Source organism: Azonexus sp. R2A61 (genome assembly GCF_021401135.1).
Lineage (GTDB): Bacteria > Pseudomonadota > Gammaproteobacteria > Burkholderiales > Rhodocyclaceae > Azonexus.
On sequence record NZ_JACBFO010000002.1, the window covers coordinates 1 to 22,368 of the forward strand.

Below are 22,368 nucleotides of genomic sequence, written 5' to 3' on the forward strand. Positions count from 1 at the left end.
AGGCCCAGGGCCGGTGCGAGCGCCGCCGGCGCGCGCAGCCGGCGCAGGCCGGCGAGGACCGGCACCCGCGCCGCGCCATCGGCGACGGCCAGCAAGTCGAGCAGCGCCGGCGCCGCCGCCGGGTCGAGGATTTCGCCCAGCGACACTGCCGCCGCCGCGGCGACTTCCGGGTCGGCATCGGTCAGCAGGGCGCCGAGCGCGGCGACCGCCTCGCCATCGGCCGTCGCCTCCAGCGCCCGCGCCGCTTCGAGGCGGACGCCGGCATCCGGGTCGCGGCTGGCGGCGACGAACGGCACCGGATACTCGTCGGCGAAATCGGCGATCTGCAACAGAGCCACGCGGCGCACGGTGGCGTCGTCGGCGGCGAGCAAGGGCTGCACGGCGAGAATTTCGTCTGGCAAGTCGATATCGCTCATATCCGCCTCAGCGCAACAAGTAAGGAATCTCGACGCGGATCGCCTTGGTCGGGCAATCGTGCGCGCAGGGCAGGCAATACCAGCATTCGTCGTAGGCCATCTTGACCTTGCCGTCGCCGGCATCGAGGATCAGGATGTCGGTCGGGCAAACGTCGATGCAGATGCGGCAGCCCTTGTCGGCGATGCATTTGTCGTGATCGACGATGATCGACACGGCGTGCTGGGCTTCGATGGTGGTCGTGGTCATGATCTTTCCTCAGGCGGCCAGTTCTTGGTCGAGACGCATCGCGTCGTAGGCGTAAAGCTCGCTCTTGGCGATGGGGTAGATGTAGTCGGGCACCGGGCGCTTGAAAAATTCCGGCTGGCCGTCGGCGCCCTTCTTCACCTCGACGAAGGCGAACCATTCGGCGTCGTTGCGTTCCGGCAGGTCGGTGCGGTAGTGGTAGAGGCCCCAGCGGCTCTCCTGGCGATACAGCGAGGCACGCGCCGCCAGCTCGGCGCAGTCGAGGATGGCGTGGACCTCCATGGCCCGCATCAGCTCGTGCGGATTGCGCGCCTTCAGGCGCTTCAGGTCCTCGCGGATCTCGGCAAAACGCTTCAGGCCGATCTCCATCTTGGTCGTCACCTTGGGCGGCTGCAGGTAGTCGTTGACCATGCGACGCAGCTTGTATTCGACCTGCGTTGGCGACAGCCCTTCCTCGCGGAGCAGCGGCGCGAAAATCCGTTCTTTTTCGGCGTCGACCGCAGCCGGGTCGATCTCCGCCAATTCCTTGCCGGCGATGAAGTCGACCGCATCCTCGGCGGCGATGGCGCCATAGACCATCGCCCCGAGCATGTAGTTGTGGGCCACGTTGCACAGATCGCCGGCCGCGTAGAGACCGGGCACGGTAGTCCGCGCGTGTTCGTCCACCCACACTCCGGAAGCGCTGTGACCGCCGCACAGGCCGATTTCCGAGATGTGCATTTCGACCAGATCATGGCGGTAGTCGGTACCCCGCCCTTCGTGGAAGATGCCGCGCGTCGGCCGCTCGGTGACGTGCAACACATCTTCGATCTTGCTCACCGTTTCATCGGCGAGGTGGTCGAGCTTGAGGAAAACCGGGCCGTTGCCGCCTTCCAGTTCGCGCCAGAACTCCAGCATCATCTGGCCGCTCCAGTAATCGCTCTTGATGAAGCGCTCGCCCTTGGCGTTGACCGTGTAGCCGCCGAAGGGGCCGGTCACGTAGGCGCAGGCCGGGCCGTTGTAGTCCTTGATCAGCGGGTTGATCTGGAAGCATTCGAGGCCGGAAAGTTCGGCACCGGCGTGATAGGCCATGCTGTAGCCATCGCCGGCGTTGGTCGGGTTTTCGTAGGTGCCGAACAAGTAGCCGGAAGCAGGCAGGCCCAGGCGCCCGGCCGAGCCGGTGCACAGGATTACCGCCTTGGCCCGGATGACGACGAACTCGCCGGTCCGCGATTCGAGCGCCATGGCCCCGGCAATGCGCCCGTCCGGTCCGACCAGCAGCCGCGTCGTGGTCAGCCGGTTACTGACGTCGACGCCGAGTTTGCGTATCTGCTTGAACAGCACTTTCTTGACGTTGTAGCCCTCGGGCATCGGCAACACGTAGGCGCCCAGGTGATGCACCTTCTTGACCGCGTAATCGCCGGTCTCATCCTTCTCGAACTTGACGCCCCAGGCATCGAGCTCCTTGATCATGTCGTAGCTGCGTTCGGCATAGGCGTTGATCGCGGCCTGATTGACGATGCCGTCGTTGGCGATGGTGATTTCCTTGACGTACTGCTCGGGCGTCGCGTGGCCGGGAATGACCGCGTTGTTGACGCTGTCCATGCCCTCGGCGATAGCGCCGGCTCGCTTGACGTTGGCTTTGTCGAGCAACAGCACCTTCAGGTGCGGTGCCTTCTGTTTGGCCTTGATGGCGGCGAGCGGCCCGGCGGTGCCGCCGCCGATGATCAGGATGTCGGTTTCGAGGTGAGTGGTTTCCATGTTTGTTTCCATTTGGATGAAGCGTTCAACCGCGCTCGGCGCGGACCTGGTAGCGAAATGAATCGCCGCGGTAATAGAGGTATTCGAAGTCGATCGGCTGGCCATCGCGTGTCCAGGTCAAGCGCTCCATGCGCAACAGCGGCGCCCCGACCGGTACGTCGAGCAGGGTCGCCAACGGCGCATCGGCGGCAATCGCGTTGATCGTCAGGTCGGCATGACCGAGCGGCGTCGCGTAATCGTTTTCGATGATCAGGAAGATGTCCCGGCTGGCCAGGTCTTCGCGGGCCAGTCGCTCGCCCAGCGCCCGCCGGACGTAGGTGACGTCAAGCGAGACGATCTTGCCGCCGGCGTGGCGCACGCGCCGGATTTCGATCAGCGGGCTGCCCTCGGCCACCTGCAGCCGCTCGGCGACGGTCGCATCGGCCGCGACCTTGCGCAGGCTGACCAGCCGGTTGTGCGTCGCCACGCCAAGGTTGGACATGGCTTCGGCGAAGCCCTGCAAGCGAGCCTGTTGCTGGAAGGGCTGGGGCCGCGCGACGAAGGCCCCCTTGCCCGGCACCTTGAAGATCAGTTGCTCGCTCTGCAGATCGCTCAGGGCTTGTCGGACCGTGATGCGGCTGACGCCGAACTCGGTCATCAACTCGTTTTCCGACGGCAGGCGGGCATGTTCGCCGTAGCTGCCATCGAGAATCTGCTCGCGCAACGTCGTCTTGATCTGGGCATAGAGGGGCAGCGGTTTCTGATGCTGCCGCACCCGGGAAAAATCAGGATCAGTCATGGCCGGTTATGACAAGTTTTGGCAAAAAGAGACCGTCGACCGTGAAATTCGCCGGTCTTCATGCTTCGACGGGCAATTCAATGCGCGGCGCTTCCAGGCCGCCGATCAACGACTGCCGGACCTCGTCCTGGACCAAGGCCAGGCAGCGCTTTTTCAGGGCGATGAATTCGGGCGACACGATGATGTCCTCGGGACGAGGGCGCGGCAGGTCCACGACGATTTCTTCGCGGATGCGTCCTGGCCGATGTGTCATCACCAGCACACGATCGGAAAGAATCAACGCTTCGTCGATGTCATGCGTGACGAACAGTACGGTCGGACGGAAACGCCCCCAGATATCGAGCAGCAGTTGTTGCATGCGCTCGCGGGTCTGCGCGTCGAGGGCGCCGAAAGGCTCGTCCATCAGCACGACGCGCGGATTGTTGATCAGCACGCGGGCAATCTCGACACGCTGCTGCATGCCGCCCGACAACTGCGCCGGGTAACGGTCGGCGAAGCCCCGCAGACCGACCAGTTCGAGAAACTCCCTGGCCCGTTCGAGACGCTCGGCACGGGCGACACCGCGCATCTTCAGACCGAAGGCGACGTTGTCCAGCGCACTACGCCAGGGCAACAGGGAGTTATGCTGGAACACCATGCCGCGATCCGGCCCCGGCCCACCGACCGGCTCGCCATCGACGCTCAAACTGCCACCGCTGGGTTGCAGGTAGCCGGCGACGGCGTTGAGCAAGGTCGACTTGCCGCAACCCGACGGCCCGATGATGCTGACGAACTCCCCGGCAGCGATCGTCGTGGAGACCTGCCGAACCGCTTCGAACCGCACCTTTCCTGGCAGATGGATGGCGATGTCGCGCAATTCGATACGTCCGGCCTTGCTGCCGGACTGCGCTTGCGTGGCGATACTCATGAATGACGCTCCTGAATGCGGTACCAAGGCATCAGCACCCGGCCGAGCAATTTGATCAACCCGCTGCTGGCCATGCCGAAGGCGCCGATGAACAGCATGCCCACGACGATGTCGGGATAGTTCTGCAAGGTGTAGGACTCCCAGGTGTAGTAGCCGATGCCGTACTGACCGGCGATCATTTCCGCCGTCACCAGACAGAACCACGACGTCCCCATGCCGATCGCCAGACCGGTGACGATGCTCGGCAAGGCCCCCGGCACGACCACTTCGGCCAGCACCGACCAGCGGCCGGCCCCGAGGCTGCGCGACGAAGCGATCAGCCGCCGGTCGACTGCCTCGACGCCGTGTACGGTATTGAGCAGGATCGGGAAGAAGGCGCCCATGAAGGTGATGAACACCATGCTCAGCTCGGACGACGGGAACATCAGGATGGCCAGCGGAATCCAGGCCACGCCGGGAATCGGCCGCAGCACTTCGAGCGGCGGCAACAGCGTGTCCTCAAACCGGCGCGAACGGCCGATCAGGACGCCCACGACGATGCCGAGCAGCGTCGCTGCGGCGAAACCGGAAAACACCCGGATCAGACTGTTGACCACATGCGAGGCCAGTTTCGGCGACTGGAAAAGATTCCAGCCGGCGACGATCACGTCGCTGGGCGCCGGTACGTAGCGAAAAGTGACCAGGCCGAAATCGAATTTGAGAACCGAGGCCGCCTGCCAGAATGCCACGCAGGCCAGCAAGGCGGCGGCGCGCAGCAACAGCCGGCCGACCGGCAATCCGGCCAGCCAGGCCGCCGGGAAGCCGCCGGGGCGGCCTCCGGCATCGGCGATCCCCGGCGCGCTCAGCGCCTGTTCGGAAGACATCGCCGGCCCCGCTTACTTGGCCGCGACGACGCCGGCCTTCGCCGCCGCAAAGTCGAGCACCTTGCCACCCTTGCCCTTGGCCCATGCTTCGGCGTCGGACTTGAGCAGGAAGGCCGACAGCGCGCCCTTGGCGTCGGCCACGAACCAGGCCTGGTGGGCGAACAGTTTGATGCCCGTGTTGCGGTCGTGAGCGTAGACCACACGTACCTTCTTGCCCGCAGCCTCGGCGCCCTTGGCGGCTTCCAGCGCATGGTTCGGGGTGGTGTAGTGGCGCACCTTGGGCTCGCCCTCGATCCACACCTGGCCGACCTGGTTAAGATCGGTGATCGCTTGCCCGGTCTTCGCATCCTTGGCCTTCAGCGGCGACTTGGCGTAGTCCTTCAGACGCTTGTCGTAATCCAGGCCGGACGCCTTGTAGGCGGCGCGGATGAAGGAATCGTCGATGTACTCGTTTGCGTCGAATTCGAGATCGGTCTTCTTCAGTAAGCGCAGCGTCTTCAGTGCCGTGTTGGCGGCGGCGCGGAATTCCGGCTTCCAGGTCGCGTCACGGGTCTGCAGACCGAGCGGGCCATGGAACAGGTAATTCACCTCGGCCTCGATACCGGTCACCTTCTGGATCAGTTCGCTGATCTTTTCCGGGTCTTCGGTCGCCAGCCGGTCGGCCTCGATGACTGCGCGCAGGTAAGCGACAACGACTTCCGGGTATTTTTTCGCGTAATCGGCATCGACCAGCGTGCCGTGGAAGGTCGCGTTCTTGTCCTGCGAACCGTCATAAATCTTGCGTGCAAAGCCGCGATACTGGAACAGGTCAGGAAAAGGCACGAAATTGGCGTGGGCGTCGATCTTGTTCGCTTTCAGCGCGCTGCCGCCGACATCCGGCGCCTGCGACACCAGCGTTACATCGCGCTCGTTGTCCCAGCCCTGGTTGGCGATGGCCCGCAACAGCACACCGTGGGCGGTCGAGCCGAAAGGCACCGAAATCTGCTTGCCCTTGAGTTCGGAGAAAGTCTGCACCGGCGAATCCGTCGGCACGACGATACCGTTGCCGCTGCCCTGGACGCTGCCCGAGATGACATTGATGAACACGCTCTTCTTGCCAGCGGCACGGTGCGCGACGATGTTCAGCAAACCGGGGAATTCGGCCATCGAACCGATGTCCAGCTTGCCCGCGACCTGTTCATTGGTCAGCGGGGGGCCGGAGGTAAAGCTCTTCCACTGGATGTCCCACTGCGCATCCTTGTACCTGCCGTCCTTAGGCAGGTACTTCTCGAGCAGCTTCAGCTCACGGATGACCAGACCGCCGGTCGCAGTATTGATCGTCGGGTCCTGCGTGCCGATCGCGACGCGGATGGTCTCGGCCTGTGCCGCATGGGCGCCGAAAGCCAGCGCCAGGACAGCGAGAGTCTTGTTGAGTTGCATGCTTGCCTCCAGGGGTTTGAAAAGCGATGGAGGCGAAAGTTAAAGGATGCGGCCCGACCGAAAAACGACGGATAGTTGATATCGATACAACTCGTCATGACAGGTTGACCTGCAGGCTCCCGTTGTGACGCGCCAGGGTTCATGGCGTCCGTGGCAGCGTGGGCGATTCGCTCAGGCAGACGCCCGCACATATCGGTTCAGCCGACGCGTTCGACCCGGATCGCCGTATCGTGATAGGCCGCGCCCGCCGGCCAGCCCGGCCGGGCGCTGACCAGCGCGTTGATGCCGACACCCTCGATGAACGCTGCGTTCGGCCACTGGCTTTCGACAACCACGGTGTCCGGCAACTGGCCGTCGACCAGCCTGGCATGCAGCAGCACGCTGGCCTGCGCGTTGCCGAGGCGGACTCGGTCGCCGTCGGCGATGCCCAGCCGCTGCCCTGCCTCGCGCGCGATCAGCGCAGTCGGCCGGCCTTCGGCGCGCTGCGAACCGGGTGTTTCGGTGAAGGTCGTGTTGAGGAAATGACGGGCCGGCGCAGCGACCAGCCGGAAGGGCAACGCGGCCGTCGGGGGATCGATCAGTTCGGCATGATCCGGCAAGGTCGGCATCGCCGCATGATCGTCGCCCAGCGCCGACCAGTCCGGCGCAAAGCGGAAACGACCATCGGCATGCCCGAAACCGGTCAGGAAATGGGCTTCGGCAAACGGCCTGGCACAGTCCTGCCAGCCGGCCGCGGCAAGCGCTTCGGCGCCTTCCCGACCCGAGCCCTGCAACAGCCTATCGACGAGTTGCCAAGCGGTCAGGCCGAAAGCCGGATGATCGATGGCCAGTCGCCGAGCCAGCGACGCGATGAAATCGTGGTTGGCGCGGCACTCGCCGAGCGGCGCCAGGCAGGCCCGCGACAGTTGCAGGTGCGTATGGCCGGAAGCCTGGTAAAGATCGTCGTGTTCGAGGAAGGTGGTCGCCGGCAGGACCAGGTCGGCGTACTTCGCCGTCTCGGTCATGAACTGCTCGTGCACACAGGTGAACAGGTCGTCGCGCAACAGGCCGCGGCGGACCGCCAGGCTGTCCGGCGCGACCACCGCCGGGTTGGTATTCTGGACCAGCAGCACGTTGACCGCAGGACCGCCGAGCAGCGCTTGCGCGTCGCCAGTCAGGATGGCGCCGATCTGCGCCATGTCGAGCCGGCGCGCGGCGGGTTCGACGGTGTCGAGCCCGTTCAGGAAACGGGTATCGAGGCCGTAGAGGCCGCCGTTGCTGTACAACGCGCCGCCGCCCGGCCATTGCCAGGCGCCGCTGACCGCCGGCAGGCAACTGACCGCATGCATCGCCGCGGCGCCGTTGCGCTGCCGCGTGAAACCGTAGCCGACGCGCAGGTAGCTGCGCTTGCAACGGCCGTAGAGACGGGCGAATTCGACGATCTGCGTCGCCGGCAGGCCGGTGATCGCCGCCGCCCACTCGGGCGTCCGGGTCATCAGATGGGCTTCGACGGCGGGCGAGAAATCGCTGTGGGCCGCCAGGTAGTCGCGGTCGGCCAGACCCTCGGCGAGCAGCACCTGCATCACCGCGCAGGCCAGCGCGCCGTCGGTACCCGGGCGCAGCGCCAGGTGCAGGTCGGCCTTGGCCGCCGTCGCCGTGCGATAAGGGTCGACCACGACCAGCGGCACCTCGCGATCGCGCCGCGCTTTCTGCACCCAGTGCATGAAATTGACCTGGGTGTGCACCGGATTGCCGCCCCAGACGACGATCAGCTCGGAATCCACCATTTCGCGGGCATCGACGCCGCGCTTGGCGCCGACCCCGGCCATCCAGCCGACGTCGCTCAAGGCGACGCAGAAGGTTTCGCGCTGCCGCGACCAGCCGGCCAGGTGGCCGAGGCGGCGCAGCGCGGCGCGCTGGACCAGGCCCATGGTCCCGGCGTAATGGTAGGGCCAGACACTTTCCGGGCCGTGGCGGTCGACGGCAGTGCGCAGTCGTTCGGCCAGCCGGTCGAGCGCCTCGTCCCAGGAAATCGCCGCAAACCTGCCCTCGCCCTTGGCGCCGACACGCAGCAGCGGTTCACGCAGGCGTTCCGGGTGGTGCTGGCGCTCGGCATAGCGCGCGACCTTGGCGCAGATGACGCCGTCGGTATAGGGCTGGTCGCCGCCGCGCACCCGCCCGATCCGCCCGTCCTTGACCTCGACCTTGAGGGCGCAAACGCTGGGGCAGTCGTGGGGGCAGACGGCAGGAACTTGCATGGCGGAAACGAAGCAAAGACGCAAAGGCATGATTGTCGCGCATCCGCGGAAAAACTCGCGGGGCGCCGGCTTATGAGCTTAGACGAATCGATGGCTTGCCCCGCCGCCGCCATAACGATATGCAATGAATGTCGTTCCGGCCCGCCACCCTTTTGCCTACAGTCGGCCAGGTTGCCCAGGAGAGTCCCGATGCCCGATTCCGAATCCCTCGCCGAACTGCGCCGTCAACCCGTGACGCAAACCTCGCGCCAGGAGCAGATTGCCCAGTTGCTCGGCATCGTCCTCAGCCTGTTCGCGCTGGTCCTGACCGGACTGCTGCTGGTGCATTGATCGCCCATCAGACAAGACACTCGCTACCGAGCCTGGCGGGCGATCAAATTCGAAGCAAATCACGGGTCGACCGCAAGAATCTCCTGTTCTGCATCGCGAGCGGAACCTGACGCCAGCAGCCCGAAGCGTTTCAGTTGAGAGCGCAGGATATTGCGCGATATGCCAAGCAGTTTTGCCGTTCTGACCTGATTGTTGTCGCAATGGTCAAACGCCAGGCGGACCAGCGTTTCCTCGACCTGCTCGAACAAGGCCTCGCGACTTTCCTCGAACATCTCCTTCAATGCCTTGGAAAGCCGGCATTCATCGTCGTCCCCGCGATTCTCCGGGCGGCCAGCGGTCAGTTGCGGGACGCGTTCGTTCAACCGCAGGTCGGCCGAACGAACGACACCGTCGCGACAGACGATCAACGCATAGTGGATGACGTTTTCCAGTTCCCGGATGTTGCCCGGCCAGGCGTAGGCCAGCAGTGCCTGGCGCGCGTTCGACGAGAATTCGATCGGACCGATATGCATCTTCGCCCGATAGTGATCGACGAAATGCCGGGCCAGCGGCACGATGTCCCCGGGCCGCTCGCGTAGCGGCGGCAAATTGATCACCGCGATGTTCAAGCGGTAATAGAGATCGGCACGAAAACGCCCGGCTTCGACTGCGCTGACCAGATCGACATTGGTCGCGGCAATCAAGCGCACATCGATGTCGATCGGTTTGCGCGAGCCGAGCCGAACCACCTGCCGCTCCTGCAGCACGCGCAACAGTTTGACCTGCATGGCCAGCGGCAGATCGCCGATCTCGTCGAGGAACAGGGTTCCCTTCTGAGCCACCTCGAACCAGCCCGGGCGACCGCCCTGAGCACCGGTGAAGGCGCCGGGTTCGTGCCCGAACAACTCGGCTTCGATCAGGTTCTCGCTGAAAGCACCGCAGTTCACCGCCACGAACGGTCCCTCGCGGCCGCTTTGCTGGTGCACATGGCGAGCGATCAACTCCTTGCCGGTCCCGGTATCGCCGATGATCAGGACCGTCGCATCGCTGGGCGCGATCAGTTCGGCGGTGTGCAGGATGTCCAGCGAAACCTGATCGTTGAAGACCATTGCCTTTGCCCGTACCGACAAAGGGTGTGCCTGCGAATCGGGAAAAGTCAGTATTTTGTTCATGATGTGCGCCCCGCCGTTCTCCGCAACGGGTCATTCCCTCGTCTAAAGTTGTCATCGCGGCCCCCGCCGCGACGATCGCAGAGCGGTCGCACCGGCATCCCGGAAACGACCTGCCGGCATGGCCTTACAGCTTGGCGATGGACACCTCCGTCGACTTCACCAGCGCCAGGACCTCGGAACCGACCTTGATGTCGAGATCCTTGACCGAACGGGTGGTGATGACCGACGTCACGATACCGAACGGCGTCTCCACCTCGACTTCGGAGACGACCGGCCCGAGAACGATGTCTTTCACGGTGCCCTTGAATTGATTTCTTGCATTGATCAGTTGAATGGTCATGGGTGTTGCCCTTTCCGGCGTAAAACGAATTTTCCGATACGGCTTCTGCAGCCTCTCGATTCAGCCTGCATCTGCGACGAGGTGCAAAGCCGGGCAAGGTTATGTCCCGCGCTGCGGCGCAACAATGACCGTTTTCCTATAAGCATTTCCAATCCGCGATCGCGTTTTGACAAGCCTTTCCGGGCGGATTGCCGAGCTGCTCGCAGCGCAGCAGCCGGCAGCAGGAAATTGCTGCGCCGACAACACCCCGGCCGATGAAAAGACGGCAAAAAGCCCCGAACAACACCGGCAAGCCACTGATTTAAATGATCTTAAAAGCCAAAACCGGCAAACCAGCCCGGCAGGCACGGCTCATGCTGCAACACAGCAAAACAAAACGCCACGCCGCAAGCACTGCGGTCGCTGGCGACATCCATCCTCAATTCAGGCGAAACACCGAATACCCATGAGTCATGCAAGAAGTTATGCAGAACAGCAACGCGACCCGCGCAAACATCTGGTCGGTACCAGCGCCGTCGTCCTGTTCCACATCATTCTCGTCTACGGTCTGATGAACGGCCTTGGACGCAAAGTCGTCGAGGTACTCAAGTCGCCGCTGGAGGTCAGTATCGTCGAGGAAATCAAGCCGCCTCCACCGCCGCCGCCACCGCCCAAAGTGGTCCGGCAGATCCCCAAGACCAGCGCCCCGCCGCCGCCTGCCTATGTGCCGCAAACGGAAACGGTCGTCCAGGCGCCGGTCCCGCCGATCACGACGACAGCCGAAGTCCGTCCGGAGCCGCCGCCCGCGCCGCCGGCACCGCCAGCGCCGGTGCAGCCCGCGCAAGTCAACATTTCGGTGGCTTGCCCGAACTACCAGAGTATTCCGATCGATACGCCCAAGCAGGCGCTGCGACTGGGCCTGAGCGGCCAGGTCACCGCCGAATTCACGGTCGGTGCAGCCGGTGAGATCAGGAATATCGCCATCGTCCAATCCTCGAATTCAATCTTCAACGCCCCGGTCACCGCCGCCATTGCCCGCTATCGCTGTATCGGCCAGGGCCGCGATGTGCGCGTACGCGTGCCTTTCGTATTCCGAAGCGAATAAGCCGCCAAGACAACGACATCAATCCCCGATTCTTCACAGGAGCAGCTCCCATGATTCACCTCAATCGCATCCGCGCCATCGCCACCGCTCTCTTCATCTTTGCCGCGGGAACGCTGACCCCGATGGCCCATGCCGCAGAAACCACCGCACCGGCCGGCGAGCCTGCCACGGCGGCAAGCAGTTCATCCGGCGCATCCGCTACCGAAACGGTTGAAAACCCTTACGGCATCGATGCACTCTGGAAGGGCGGCGACGCCGTTGCCAAGGGTACGCTGGCCATCCTGCTGATCATGTCCTTCGGTAGCTGGCTGATCATTTTCACCAAGCTCTACGAGCAGCAGAAGCTGATCAAACAAGGCAAGCAGGCCAACGATACCTTCTGGTCGGCAGGCGGCGTCGAGCAGGCGATCGACTCACTCGACGCAGCCAGCGCCTACCATTTCGTCGCCAAGAGCGGTGCGGATGCCACCGCCAACCACAAGGGTCTGCTCGGCTTCATCGACTTGAACGACTGGATTCAACTGTCCATCCACCGCTCGATCGAGAACGTCCAGAGCCGGCTGCAGGACGGCCTCGCTTTTCTCGCCACGGTCGGGTCGACCGCACCATTCATTGGCCTGTTCGGGACCGTGTGGGGTATTTACCACGCGCTGACCGCCATCGGCATTGCCGGCCAGGCATCGATCGACAAGGTTGCCGGCCCGGTCGGCGAGGCGCTGATCATGACCGCCATCGGGCTGGCCGTCGCCGTCCCCGCGGTGTTGGGCTACAACTGGCTGGTTCGCCGCAACAAGTCGGCACTGGAAAACGTTCGCACCTTCGGCGCCGAACTGCACGCCGTACTGCTCGGCTCGGTGGCCCAACGCCGCGAGGAAGGCAAGCCCAAGCTGGTGCACAACGGCATCCGCGCCATTTCCATCTGAAGCGGGAGTCACCATGGGAATGCATGTCGGAACGGCGGACGACGATGACGAAGTCGTCTCCGCAATCAATACGACACCGCTGGTCGACGTCATGCTGGTGCTGCTGATCATCTTCCTGATCACCATCCCGGTCGTCACCCAGACCGTGCCGGTGGAACTCCCCAAGGACCGGAGCCAGGTACGGGTGACAAAACCGGAGAACATCAACATCGCGGTGGCAGCCAACGGCAAGGTCTACTGGAACGAACGGGAGATCGCCAACCAGGAAACCCTGGTCAACGAACTCAAGGCGGTTGCCGTGCTGGATCCTCAACCCGAGGTTCAGATTCGCGGCGATGCCAACGCCGCTTACGAGCATGTCGGCAAGGTTGTCGTCGCCGGTCAGCGTGCCGGCATCATCAAACTCGGGTTCATCACCGAGCCGCCGGCCCGCTGAACCATCGATCAAAAGGAAAAAACATGGCCATTGCCATTGGCGCAGGCAGCAAATCCGGCGAACCGGAAATCATGGCGGAAATCAACACGACGCCGCTGATCGACGTCATGCTGGTACTCCTGATCATGCTGATCATCACCATTCCGATCCAGCTTCATTCGGTCAACCTGAACATGCCGGTCGGCAACCCGCCGCCACCCAGCACGCCGCCGGAAATCGTCAAGATCAACGTGGAAGCAAACGGCATCGTGCTGTGGAATGGGGAACCTCTCGCGGACATCGGTGCCCTGCAGGGACGCTTGCATGCCGCTGCCTTGCAAGCGACGCAGCCCGAATTGCACATCCGACCGGACAAGAAGGTGGCTTATCGCCATGTCGCAGCGGTCATGTCGGCAGTTCAGCGTGAGGGGCTGAGCAAGGTCGGGCTGGTCGGTGCCGAGCAATTCCTGTAACCCGGATCGACTTTCCCATAAACAGGCAGGGCGGCCGGACCGCTCTGTTTTTTTGCCTGTCCCGGACACGCAACGTCCGTCATCTCCGTTCAAAAGCCACCATGAGCCTCAAGGAAAAACTTCGTCTCCCTCGCCAGCGCAAAGGACTTGTGCTGTCGGTGCTAGCCCTCGCCATCCTGAGCCTTGGAGGCAGCTATTTCTTCAACAACTCCGATGAAACGGCCCGCGCAAGCAGTGCCCAGCCGCCGGGCAACGGACGCGGCGGCGAACGGTCTGGCGGCCGTCCGCAATCGGTCAAGGCGAGCGAAATCCGGGTGGAGGATTTCGATGTCACGGTCAGTGCGTTGGGAACGGTCACCGCCTCAAACACGACAACCGTCAAGCCCAGGGTCGACGGGCAACTGCTTCGAATTCACTTCAAGGAAGGACAATCCGTCAGAACCGGCGATCTGCTGGCCGAAATCGACCCCCGCCCTTTCCAGATTCAGCTCGACCAGGCTACCGGCCAACTGGCCAGGGACGAAGCCCTGCTCGCCGCGGCCCGCGTCGATCTGGCGCGTTACCACGGCCTGCTGGCAAAGGATTCGATTGCCAAGCAGCAGGTTGACACCCAGGAGGCTACCGTACGTCAGTACCAGGGAATTGTCGAAACGGACAAGGCGCAACGGGAAAACGCCCGGCTGCAACTCAGCTTCACCCGGGTTACCGCACCGGCCGCCGGCCGTCTCGGCCTGCGTCAGGTCGACGTCGGAAACATCCTGCGGGCTTCGGATACTGCCGGGATCGTAGTCATCACCCGAACGCAACCGATACATGCCATCTTTTCGATCCCGGCAGAAAGCATCGCCAACGTCGCCAACCGGGTCAACCAAGGGGAAACGCTCGCGGTTGAAGCATGGGATCGCGACGGCCGGACCCGACTGAGCACTGGAAAACTGCTCAGTCTCGACAACCAGATCGACGTCGCGACTGGTACCGTCAAGCTCAAGGCGGAATTCGCCAATCAGGACGACGCACTCTTTCCGAATCAGTTCGTCAACATCAGGCTCAAGGTCGAAACCCGCAAGAACGCGTTGCTGGTCAGCTCGGCAGCCGTGCAGAAAAGCCCGAATGGCAACTTTGTCTATCTGATCGACCCGCAAAGCCAGACCGTCAAACCTCGACAGGTCCGACTCGGCCCGTCGAACGGCGAGTTTCATGCCGTCGAGGCCGGCCTGGCGGCCGGCGACAAGGTGGTGTCCGACGGCACAGACCGGCTTCGCCCGGATACCCGGGTCGACGTGCTCAGCATCGACGGAAAAGCGGTCAGCGAACGTACGGACACGGGGCCACAACGGCGTGAAAACAACGCCAGACCGGGTGTCGACCGCAGCAACCCGGCGGGTGCGGCACCGCGCATCGATGGCGGAGAGAAACGCCGCCCGCAGCAAGGCTGAAGATGAACCCTTCGCGTATCTACATCTTGCGGCCGGTCGCCACCTCGCTGCTGATGGTGGCCATCCTGCTCGCCGGCCTGATCGGCTACCGGCTGCTCCCGGTTTCGTCGCTGCCCGAGGTCGACTACCCGACGATTCAGATCTCGACGCTCTATCCGGGCGCCAGCCCGGAAGTCATCGCTTCGTCGATCACCGCGCCCCTGGAACGGCAGCTCGGCCAGATCGCCGGCCTCAACCAGATGTCGTCGACCAGTTCCGGCGGGGCATCGGTGATCACCCTGCAATTCTCGCTCGGTCTGGCACTCGACACCGCACAACAGGAAGTCCAGGCCGCCATCAATGCGGCCAGCGCCTTCCTGCCCAACGACCTGCCGATGCCGCCGGTATACAACAAGGTCAACCCGGCCGATGCGCCGATCATCACCCTTGCCGTAACGTCGGCGACCCTGCCATTGCCCAAGGTCGAAGACCTGGTCAACACCCGTCTGGCGCAGAAGCTGTCACGCATCGGCGGCGTCGGTCTGGTCAGCATCGGCGGAGGCCAGCGCCCAGCCGTCCGCATCCAGGCCAACCCGCAGGCGCTGGCTGCGCAGGGGCTGAACCTGGAGGACATCCGCGTTGCCATTGCCAACGCCAACGTCAACATGGCGAAGGGGGGATTCGACGGACCGCAGCGCGCTTCGACGCTGGATTCGAACAGCCAGCTTAAATCCGCCGATGAATACCGTCAGGTGATCGTCGCCTGGCGGAATGGCGCACCGATCCGGCTCGGCGATATCGCCGAATTGCTCGAAGGGGCCGAAAACCGGTTCATCGCCGCCTGGGCCGGCCATGCGCCGGCCATCATCCTGAACATCCAGCGCCAACCCGGGGCCAATGTGATCGAAACGGTGGATCGCATCAAACAGTTACTGCCGCAATTGCGGGCCTCGCTGCCCGACAGCGTCGAGCTGCATCTGCTGAACGACCGGACAACGACCATCCGGGCCTCCGTGCATGATGTGCACAAGGAGTTGTTGCTCGCCATCGCGCTGGTTGTCATGGTCATCTTCATTTTCCTGCGCAACGTGCCGGCCACCCTCATCCCGAGCGTCGCTGTGCCGCTGTCGTTGGTCGGCACCTTCGGCGTGATGTATCTGGCCGGTTTCTCGATCAACAACCTGACCCTGATGGCGCTGACCATCGCCACCGGTTTCGTCGTCGACGATGCAATCGTGATGATCGAAAACATTGCCCGCCACGTCGAAGCGGGAGAGCCCCCTTTCAGCGCAGCACTGAAAGGCGCACAACAGATCGGTTTCACCATCATCTCGCTGACTTTTTCGCTGATTGCCGTGCTGATTCCGCTGCTCTTCATGGGCGATGTCGTCGGCCGGTTGTTTCGTGAATTTGCCATCACGTTGGCCGTTGCCATCCTGATTTCCGCAGCGGTTTCTCTGACCCTGACGCCGATGATGTGTGCCCGCCTGCTGCACCATGTGCCGGATAGCGAACACGGCACATTCTTCAGGATTAGCGGCCAATTGATCGACCGCTGCATCGAACGTTATGCAACGGCATTGCGCTGGGTATTGCGCCACCAGACGCTGACCCTTTATGTCGCCATGGGCACGCTGGCACTGACCGTCGCGCTCTACCTCGTCATTCCCAAAGGATTTTTCCCGAATCAGGATACCGGACTGATCCAGGCCACCACCGAAGCAGCGCAAAACATCTCCTTTGCGGGGATCAGCGAGCGGCAGCGCCAGGTCGTTGATCGCCTGCTCGATGATCCGGCCATCGCTTCCGTGTCCTCGATCGTCGGCATCGATGGCATCAACCCGACACTGAACAATGGCCGGCTGCTGATCAACCTGAAACCCCGACACGAACGCGACGCCAATGCCGGCGAGATCATCCGGCGCCTGCAGCCCCGACTGGACGAACTCAACGGCATCAAAACCTATCTGCAGGCGGTCCAGGACCTGACGATAGAAAGCCGACTCAGTCGCACGCAATACCAGTTCAGTCTGGAAGGAAGCGATCCGGTCGAACTCGGTGCCTGGGTTCATCGGCTGGTCGACAGCCTGGGCCAACGCCCGGAACTGCAGGATGTCACCAGCGACTGGCAGGACGAAGGCCGCCAGGCCTGGGTCGAAATCGACCGCGATAATGCCGGACGCCTGGGCATCCCGGTCTCGGCCATCGACAACGCCTTGTACAACGCTTTCGGTCAACGGCTGATTTCGACGATTTTCACGCAGTCCAACCTGTATCGCGTCGTACTTGAAGTCAAACCCGAATTTCAGCAAGGCCTCGATGCCCTGAACAATCTCTACCTGGTCGGCGCCAACGGAGCCCAGATTCCCCTGGCAGCGGTCGCCCGAATCAGTGAACGCCCCAGCCTGCTGGCAATCAACCACATCGGCCAGTTTCCAGCGGCCACCGTCTCCTTCAATCTGGCGCCTGGCGCTTCGCTGGGTTCGGCGGTGTCGGCGATCCACGAGGTGCAGCGCACACTGGAGCTTCCGGCAACGATCACACTGCGCTTCCAAGGTGCCGCCCAAGCCTTCCAGGCATCGCTGTCGAGCACGCTGTGGCTGATCCTGGCTGCCATCGTGACCATGTACATCGTGCTCGGCGTGCTCTACGAGAGCTACATTCATCCGATCACCATCCTGTCCACACTGCCATCGGCCGGTGTCGGGGCACTTCTGGCCCTGCTGCTTTCCGGCAACGACCTGGGCATCATCGGCATCATCGGCATCATTCTGCTGATCGGCATCGTCAAGAAGAACGCCATCATGATGATCGACTTCGCGCTGGAGGCCGAGCGCGATCAGGGCAAGAGCCCGGAACAAGCGATCTATGAAGCCTGCCTGCTGCGTTTCAGGCCAATCCTGATGACCACCCTAGCCGCCCTGCTCGGTGCGCTGCCTTTAATGCTCGGCACAGGCGTCGGGTCGGAATTACGCCAGCCGCTTGGCATCACGATGGTCGGCGGCCTCATCCTGTCGCAAATACTGACGCTGTTTACGACACCGGTGATCTATCTGGCCTTCGAACGCAATGCCCGCCGCTTCCGGCTGGCGTTTTCAAAACGGCACGGCACATGAATCTGAGCACCCGCTTCATCGAACGCCCGGTGGCCACCAGTCTGCTCACGCTGGGCATCGCCTTGCTCGGTCTCGCGGCATTCTTCCAGTTGCCGGCGTCACTGCTGCCCCAGGTCGAATATCCAACCATCTCGGTACGCGCAGCCCTTCCCGGCGCCAGCCCGGAAACCATGGCTGCGACGGTGGCGACACCGCTGGAGCGCGCGCTCGGCTCGATCGCCGGCGTCAACGAAATCACCTCCAGCAGTGCTCAAGGTTCGGTCGAGGTCGTCCTGCAATTCGATCTGGGACGCAGCATCGAGGCCGCCGCCAAGGATGTTCAGGCGGCAATCAATGCCTCGCGAGCCCAATTGCCTAGCGGCATGAGCGGCAACCCGTCGCTGCGCAAGGTCAATCCCAACGACTCGCCGGTCATGGTCCTCTCGCTGACCTCGGAGGTACTGTCCCGGACCCAGGTTTACGATGCCGCGGTCACCATCCTCGGCCAAAAGATGTCGCAGATCGATGGCGTCGGGCAGGTCAACGTCGGCGGCAGCTCCTTACCGGCGGTACGCGTCGAACTCAACCCGCAGGCGATGGCCAGGGCCGGCGTGAGCAGCGAGAACGTCCGCCAGGCCATTGCCTCGGCCAACGTCAATCGGCCGAAAGGTGGAATCAGCAGCGACGAACGTCACTGGCAGATCGGAGCCAACGACCAGGCGGCACGCGCTGCCGACTACATTCCGACCATTGTCAGCTGGAAGAACGGCGCGGCGGTCCGACTGGGCGATATTGCCGAAGTCGTCGATGGCGCGCAGGACATTCGCAATGCCGGGCTGACCGACGGCAAGCCTTCGGTACTGCTGATGGTGCATCGGCGCCCCGGCGCCAACATCATCGCTACCGTTGACGGCGTACGGGCCGCCCTTCCGCAATTGCAGGCGGCGATCCCCAAGGAAATACGGCTGCACGTCATGCAGGACCGCAGCACGACCATCCGCGCTTCCTTGCGCGACGTCGGTGCTACGCTGGCCATCGCCGTCGGGCTGGTCATCTTGGTCGTCATGTTGTTCCTGCGCGATCGCCGTGCGGCGCTGATTCCCGCCGTCGCGGTCCCGGTCTCCCTGATCGGCACCTTGTCGGTGATGCATCTGTGCGGATTCAGCTTGAATAATTTCTCGCTGATGGCGTTGACCGTAGCAACCGGTTTCGTCGTCGACGACGCGATTGTCGTGTTGGAAAACATCACTCGTCACATCGAAAAGGGAGCGTCTCCCCTGGATGCCGCCAGACAAGGCGTCCGTGAAGTGGCAACGACCGTCGTCTCGATGACCCTGTCGCTGATTGCCGCTTTCATTCCCATTCTGTTCATGGGCGGTATCGTCGGTCGCCTGTTTCGCGAATTCGCGGTCACGCTGGCCGCTGCCGTACTGGTTTCGCTGCTGGTCTCGCTGGCCACGACACCGATGATGTGTTCGCGCCTGCTGCGCCGCCCCACCGACTCTCCCGAAAGCCGGTTATCGCAGAGTATCTCCGGCAGCATCGCGTGGCTGCAGGCGGGCTATGCGCGCAGTCTGGGCTGGGCGCTGGATCACGCAAAACTGATGCTGCTGTTGCTCGGTGCGGCGATCGGCTTGAACATCTACCTGTACATCGCGATTCCCAAGGGCTTCTTTCCCCAGCAGGATACCGGTCGGCTGAGCGGGTTTGTCCAGGCTGACCAGAGCAGTTCCTTCCAGTCGATGCAGGAAAAGCTGGGCGACTTTATCGACATCGTGCGCAAGGATCCGGCGGTCGCCAGCGTTGCCGGATTCACCGGCGGTAACCGGCGCAACTCCGCGCAACTCTACATTTCGCTCAAACCGCTGAACGAACGCGACGTTTCTGCCGATCAGGTCATCGATCGCCTGCGCCGGCCCCTGTCCAAGGTCGCCGGGGCCAGCCTCTACCTTCAGGCATTTCAGGAAATCCGCATTGGCGGCCGGCAAAGCAATTCGCAATACCAATACACGCTACTGTCCGACGATCTCGACGAATTGCGCGATTGGGAACCCCGCATCCGCAAGGCATTGGCCGAGTTGCCCGAATTGGCCGACGTCAATACCGACCGCCAGGACAAGGGACTGCAAACCACGCTGACGGTCGATCGGGAATCGGCTGCACGACTCGGGCTGAGCCAACGCTATATCGAAAATACGCTGAACGACTTTTTTGGCCAGCGACTGGTATCGACCATCTACAACCCGCTCAACCAGTACCGGGTCGTCATGGAAGCGGCGCCGCGCTACTGGCAAAGCCCGGAATCGCTGGCCGACATCATTCTGGTCGCCCCCGACGGCCGCCAGGTCCCGTTGTCGGCCATCGCCAGCTGGGCATCGACCTTTGCACCATTGACGATTGCCCATCAGGGGCAGTTTGCGTCATCCACCATCAGTTTTGCCTTACCCCCCGGGATTTCCCTGAGTGAGGCGACCACGGCAATCAACGATGTCATGCGCAAACTCGGCGTACCGACGGCAATTCAAGGATCGTTCGAAGGCTCGGCCAAAGCCTTTCAGGAGTCGATGACCAGCCAGCCCTGGTTGATCCTGGCAGCCATCGTCACGGTATACCTCGTGCTCGGCATTCTGTACGAAAGCCTGATTCACCCGCTGACCATTCTCTCCACCTTGCCTTCGGCCGGCCTGGGCGCCCTGCTCGCCCTGCTCGCCTTCCGTACCGAGTTCTCGATCATCGCGCTGATCGGCGTCATCCTGTTGATCGGGATCGTCAAGAAAAACGCCATCATGATGATCGACTTTGCCGTCCAGGCGGAACGCAACGCCGAGTCAACGCCGCGTGAGGCAATCTTCCAGGCCTGTCAGTTACGATTCCGGCCGATCATGATGACCACCCTGGCCGCCATCTTCGGCGCCATACCGCTCGCGCTCGGCAGCGGCGATGGTGCCGAACTTCGCCAACCGCTGGGCATCGCCATCGTCGGCGGCCTGTTGCTCAGCCAATTGCTGACGCTCTATACGACGCCGGTGGTCTATCTCCAGCTAGACCGGCTCCGCCTCCGTTACGTTGCCGGGAAAAAGCTTCGGTCAGCCGCCTCCTTCGAAGTCCTCGAAAACAAATCATGAAAATTCCGGTTTTTTTGCCCTTCGTCGGGTTGACCCTAAGCACCCTGATTCTGCTGAGCGGCTGTACGCTTGGCCCGGATTACATCCGGCCAACGGCCAGCATCCCCCCGCAATTCAAGGAGGCCGACAATCACTGGAAAATCTCGGACCCCACGCAAGCCAGCCATACGACCCGGTGGTGGCAGGTATTCGCGGACAGCTTGCTCGACCAGCTTCAAGAAGAAGCATCACGGGCCAATCAGGAAATCGCCGCCGCTGAAGCCAATTACCGACAGGCTCAAGCCATGGTCGGCAGTAGCCGGGCCGGTCTCTTCCCCAATCTCGGCCTGACCGCCTCGGAAAGCCGGGGGAAAGGCACGACAACGGGCAATACCCCGGCGCCAACCCGGACGACCGACCGCATGGGGCTGTCGGTTCTGTGGGAAATTGACCTCTGGGGCCGGCTACGCCGCTTGCTTGAAGTCAGCCAGAACAACGCCAGCGCCAGCGCAGAAGACCTGGCAGCCGTCCGCCTTGCCGTTCATGGCAGCCTGACGCAAGCCTATCTGCAACTACGAATCAACGATGCCCAACAACGCCTGCTCGAACGCACACTGACGGCCTATCGCCGCTCTCACGAAATCACCCGCAACCGCTACCAGGCAGGCGTCGCCAGTCAGGCCGACGTTGCGCAGGCCGAAACGCAACTGAAAAGCACCGAAGCCCAGCATATCGATCTGGGCATCCAGCGTGCGCAACTGGAACATGCCATTGCCGTCCTGACCGGCAAGCCGCCAAGCTCGTTGCGCATCGAACCGGAAGCACGGATTCCGGTCTTGCCGAAAATCCCCTCCGTTCTGCCGTCGACCCTACTCGAACGGCGGCCCGACATCGCCGCCGCCGAACGACGGGTCGCCGCCGCCAATGCACAGATCGGCGTGGCCCAGGCGGCATTTTTTCCCAACCTGAGCATCTCGGCCACAGGCGGATACCAGAACTCCGGCTTCACGGAAATATTCAGTGCCCCTTACCGCTACTGGTCGTTGGGACCGGCGTTGGCGGCAACCGTTTTCGACGCCGGCGCCAGATCGGCACAGAAGGAACAGTCCATCGCGGCCTATGACCGAAGCGTGGCAACCTACCGCCAGACAATCCTGAACGCCTTTCGCGATGTCGAAGACCAGCTGGCCAGCCTGCGCATCCTGGCAGCCGAAAAGGAGGTTCAGGACAGTGCCAGCCGGGCGGCCGGAGAATTTCAGACCCTGACCAACAACCAATACCTGGGAGGCACGGTCAGTTACCTGAACGTCGCCACGGCTCAGGCGGCAGCGCTCAACGCTGAGCGAAACCAGCTCGACCTGCTCAATCGCCAGCTTAGTGCGACCGTTGGCTTGATCCGCTCGCTGGGGGGCTGGGTGACACCATGAAAAAGGG

Annotated in this window: 19 protein-coding genes; 9 read left to right on the top strand and 10 right to left on the bottom strand. The window is 63.0% G+C overall.

Annotation, left to right across the window (positions count from 1 at the left end):
* The 8 genes from L0962_RS05060 to L0962_RS05095 all read right to left on the bottom strand — a co-directional run.
* The coding region (locus tag L0962_RS05060; RefSeq protein WP_234085100.1) for a HEAT repeat domain-containing protein at positions 1 to 416 on the bottom strand (416 nt) is incomplete at its 3' end.
* Positions 417 to 423: 7 nt separating this feature from the next.
* Positions 424 to 663, bottom strand: a complete 240-nt coding sequence (locus L0962_RS05065; protein WP_234085102.1) for a ferredoxin family protein — start codon at positions 661 to 663, stop codon at positions 424 to 426.
* Positions 664 to 672: 9 nt separating this feature from the next.
* Positions 673 to 2,400 carry a fumarate reductase/succinate dehydrogenase flavoprotein subunit gene (locus L0962_RS05070; RefSeq protein ID WP_234085104.1) on the bottom strand — a complete coding sequence of 576 codons (1,728 nt, stop codon included), beginning with the start codon at positions 2,398 to 2,400 and terminating at the stop codon, positions 673 to 675.
* A gap of 25 nt (positions 2,401 to 2,425) precedes the next feature.
* Positions 2,426 to 3,178 carry a GntR family transcriptional regulator gene (locus L0962_RS05075; RefSeq protein ID WP_234085106.1) on the bottom strand — a complete coding sequence of 251 codons (753 nt, stop codon included), beginning with the start codon at positions 3,176 to 3,178 and terminating at the stop codon, positions 2,426 to 2,428.
* Between the two features lie 58 nt (positions 3,179 to 3,236).
* Positions 3,237 to 4,085: an ABC transporter ATP-binding protein gene (locus tag L0962_RS05080; RefSeq protein ID WP_234085108.1), complete on the bottom strand. Its 849-nt coding sequence runs from the start codon at positions 4,083 to 4,085 to the stop codon at positions 3,237 to 3,239.
* Positions 4,082 to 4,948, bottom strand: a complete 867-nt coding sequence (locus L0962_RS05085; protein ID WP_234085110.1) for an ABC transporter permease — start codon at positions 4,946 to 4,948, stop codon at positions 4,082 to 4,084. Before L0962_RS05085 ends, L0962_RS05080 begins: the two co-directional genes overlap by 4 nt.
* Before the next feature lie 12 nt (positions 4,949 to 4,960).
* Positions 4,961 to 6,367: an ABC transporter substrate-binding protein gene (locus L0962_RS05090; RefSeq protein WP_234085113.1), complete on the bottom strand. Its 1,407-nt coding sequence runs from the start codon at positions 6,365 to 6,367 to the stop codon at positions 4,961 to 4,963.
* 197 nt (positions 6,368 to 6,564) lie between these two features.
* Complete coding sequence (locus L0962_RS05095) at positions 6,565 to 8,604, bottom strand: molybdopterin-dependent oxidoreductase (protein ID WP_234085115.1); 2,040 nt, start codon at positions 8,602 to 8,604, stop codon at positions 6,565 to 6,567.
* Between the two features lie 189 nt (positions 8,605 to 8,793).
* Between L0962_RS05095 and L0962_RS05100 the strand changes: the two genes are divergently transcribed.
* Positions 8,794 to 8,934 carry a hypothetical protein gene (locus tag L0962_RS05100; protein ID WP_234085117.1) on the top strand — a complete coding sequence of 47 codons (141 nt, stop codon included), beginning with the start codon at positions 8,794 to 8,796 and terminating at the stop codon, positions 8,932 to 8,934.
* A 59-nt stretch (positions 8,935 to 8,993) separates the two neighbouring features.
* Here the strand turns inward: L0962_RS05100 and L0962_RS05105 are convergent, their stop codons facing one another.
* Positions 8,994 to 10,085 carry a sigma-54-dependent Fis family transcriptional regulator gene (locus L0962_RS05105; RefSeq protein ID WP_234085119.1) on the bottom strand — a complete coding sequence of 364 codons (1,092 nt, stop codon included), beginning with the start codon at positions 10,083 to 10,085 and terminating at the stop codon, positions 8,994 to 8,996.
* Between the two features lie 124 nt (positions 10,086 to 10,209).
* Positions 10,210 to 10,425 carry a molybdopterin-binding protein gene (locus L0962_RS05110; RefSeq protein WP_234085123.1) on the bottom strand — a complete coding sequence of 72 codons (216 nt, stop codon included), beginning with the start codon at positions 10,423 to 10,425 and terminating at the stop codon, positions 10,210 to 10,212.
* Between the two features lie 445 nt (positions 10,426 to 10,870).
* Here L0962_RS05110 and L0962_RS05115 point away from each other — a divergent pair, with 445 nt between their 5' ends.
* The 8 genes from L0962_RS05115 to L0962_RS05150 all read left to right on the top strand — a co-directional run bounded on the left by L0962_RS05115 (position 10,871) and on the right by L0962_RS05150 (position 22,361).
* Entirely contained in the window at positions 10,871 to 11,509 is a 639-nt protein-coding gene (locus L0962_RS05115; RefSeq protein WP_234085125.1) for a TonB family protein, read from the top strand.
* Between the two features lie 50 nt (positions 11,510 to 11,559).
* Complete coding sequence (locus tag L0962_RS05120) at positions 11,560 to 12,432, top strand: MotA/TolQ/ExbB proton channel family protein (RefSeq protein ID WP_234085129.1); 873 nt, start codon at positions 11,560 to 11,562, stop codon at positions 12,430 to 12,432.
* Between the two features lie 13 nt (positions 12,433 to 12,445).
* Positions 12,446 to 12,868, top strand: a complete 423-nt coding sequence (locus L0962_RS05125; RefSeq protein ID WP_234085131.1) for a biopolymer transporter ExbD — start codon at positions 12,446 to 12,448, stop codon at positions 12,866 to 12,868.
* A gap of 23 nt (positions 12,869 to 12,891) precedes the next feature.
* Complete coding sequence (locus tag L0962_RS05130; protein WP_234085134.1) at positions 12,892 to 13,320, top strand: biopolymer transporter ExbD; 429 nt, start codon at positions 12,892 to 12,894, stop codon at positions 13,318 to 13,320.
* A 101-nt stretch (positions 13,321 to 13,421) separates the two neighbouring features.
* Positions 13,422 to 14,756 (top strand): MdtA/MuxA family multidrug efflux RND transporter periplasmic adaptor subunit, encoded by a 1,335-nt coding sequence (locus tag L0962_RS05135; protein WP_234085135.1) that lies wholly within the window; start codon positions 13,422 to 13,424, stop codon positions 14,754 to 14,756.
* Positions 14,757 to 14,758: 2 nt separating this feature from the next.
* Positions 14,759 to 17,851 (top strand): MdtB/MuxB family multidrug efflux RND transporter permease subunit, encoded by a 3,093-nt coding sequence (locus L0962_RS05140; RefSeq protein WP_234085136.1) that lies wholly within the window; start codon positions 14,759 to 14,761, stop codon positions 17,849 to 17,851.
* Complete coding sequence (locus L0962_RS05145) at positions 17,848 to 20,955, top strand: multidrug efflux RND transporter permease subunit (RefSeq protein WP_234085137.1); 3,108 nt, start codon at positions 17,848 to 17,850, stop codon at positions 20,953 to 20,955. The genes L0962_RS05140 and L0962_RS05145 overlap by 4 nt, the downstream gene beginning before the upstream one ends.
* Positions 20,952 to 22,361: an efflux transporter outer membrane subunit gene (locus tag L0962_RS05150; protein ID WP_234085140.1), complete on the top strand. Its 1,410-nt coding sequence runs from the start codon at positions 20,952 to 20,954 to the stop codon at positions 22,359 to 22,361. The genes L0962_RS05145 and L0962_RS05150 overlap by 4 nt, the downstream gene beginning before the upstream one ends.
* The last annotated feature ends 7 nt before the right edge of the window (positions 22,362 to 22,368 follow it).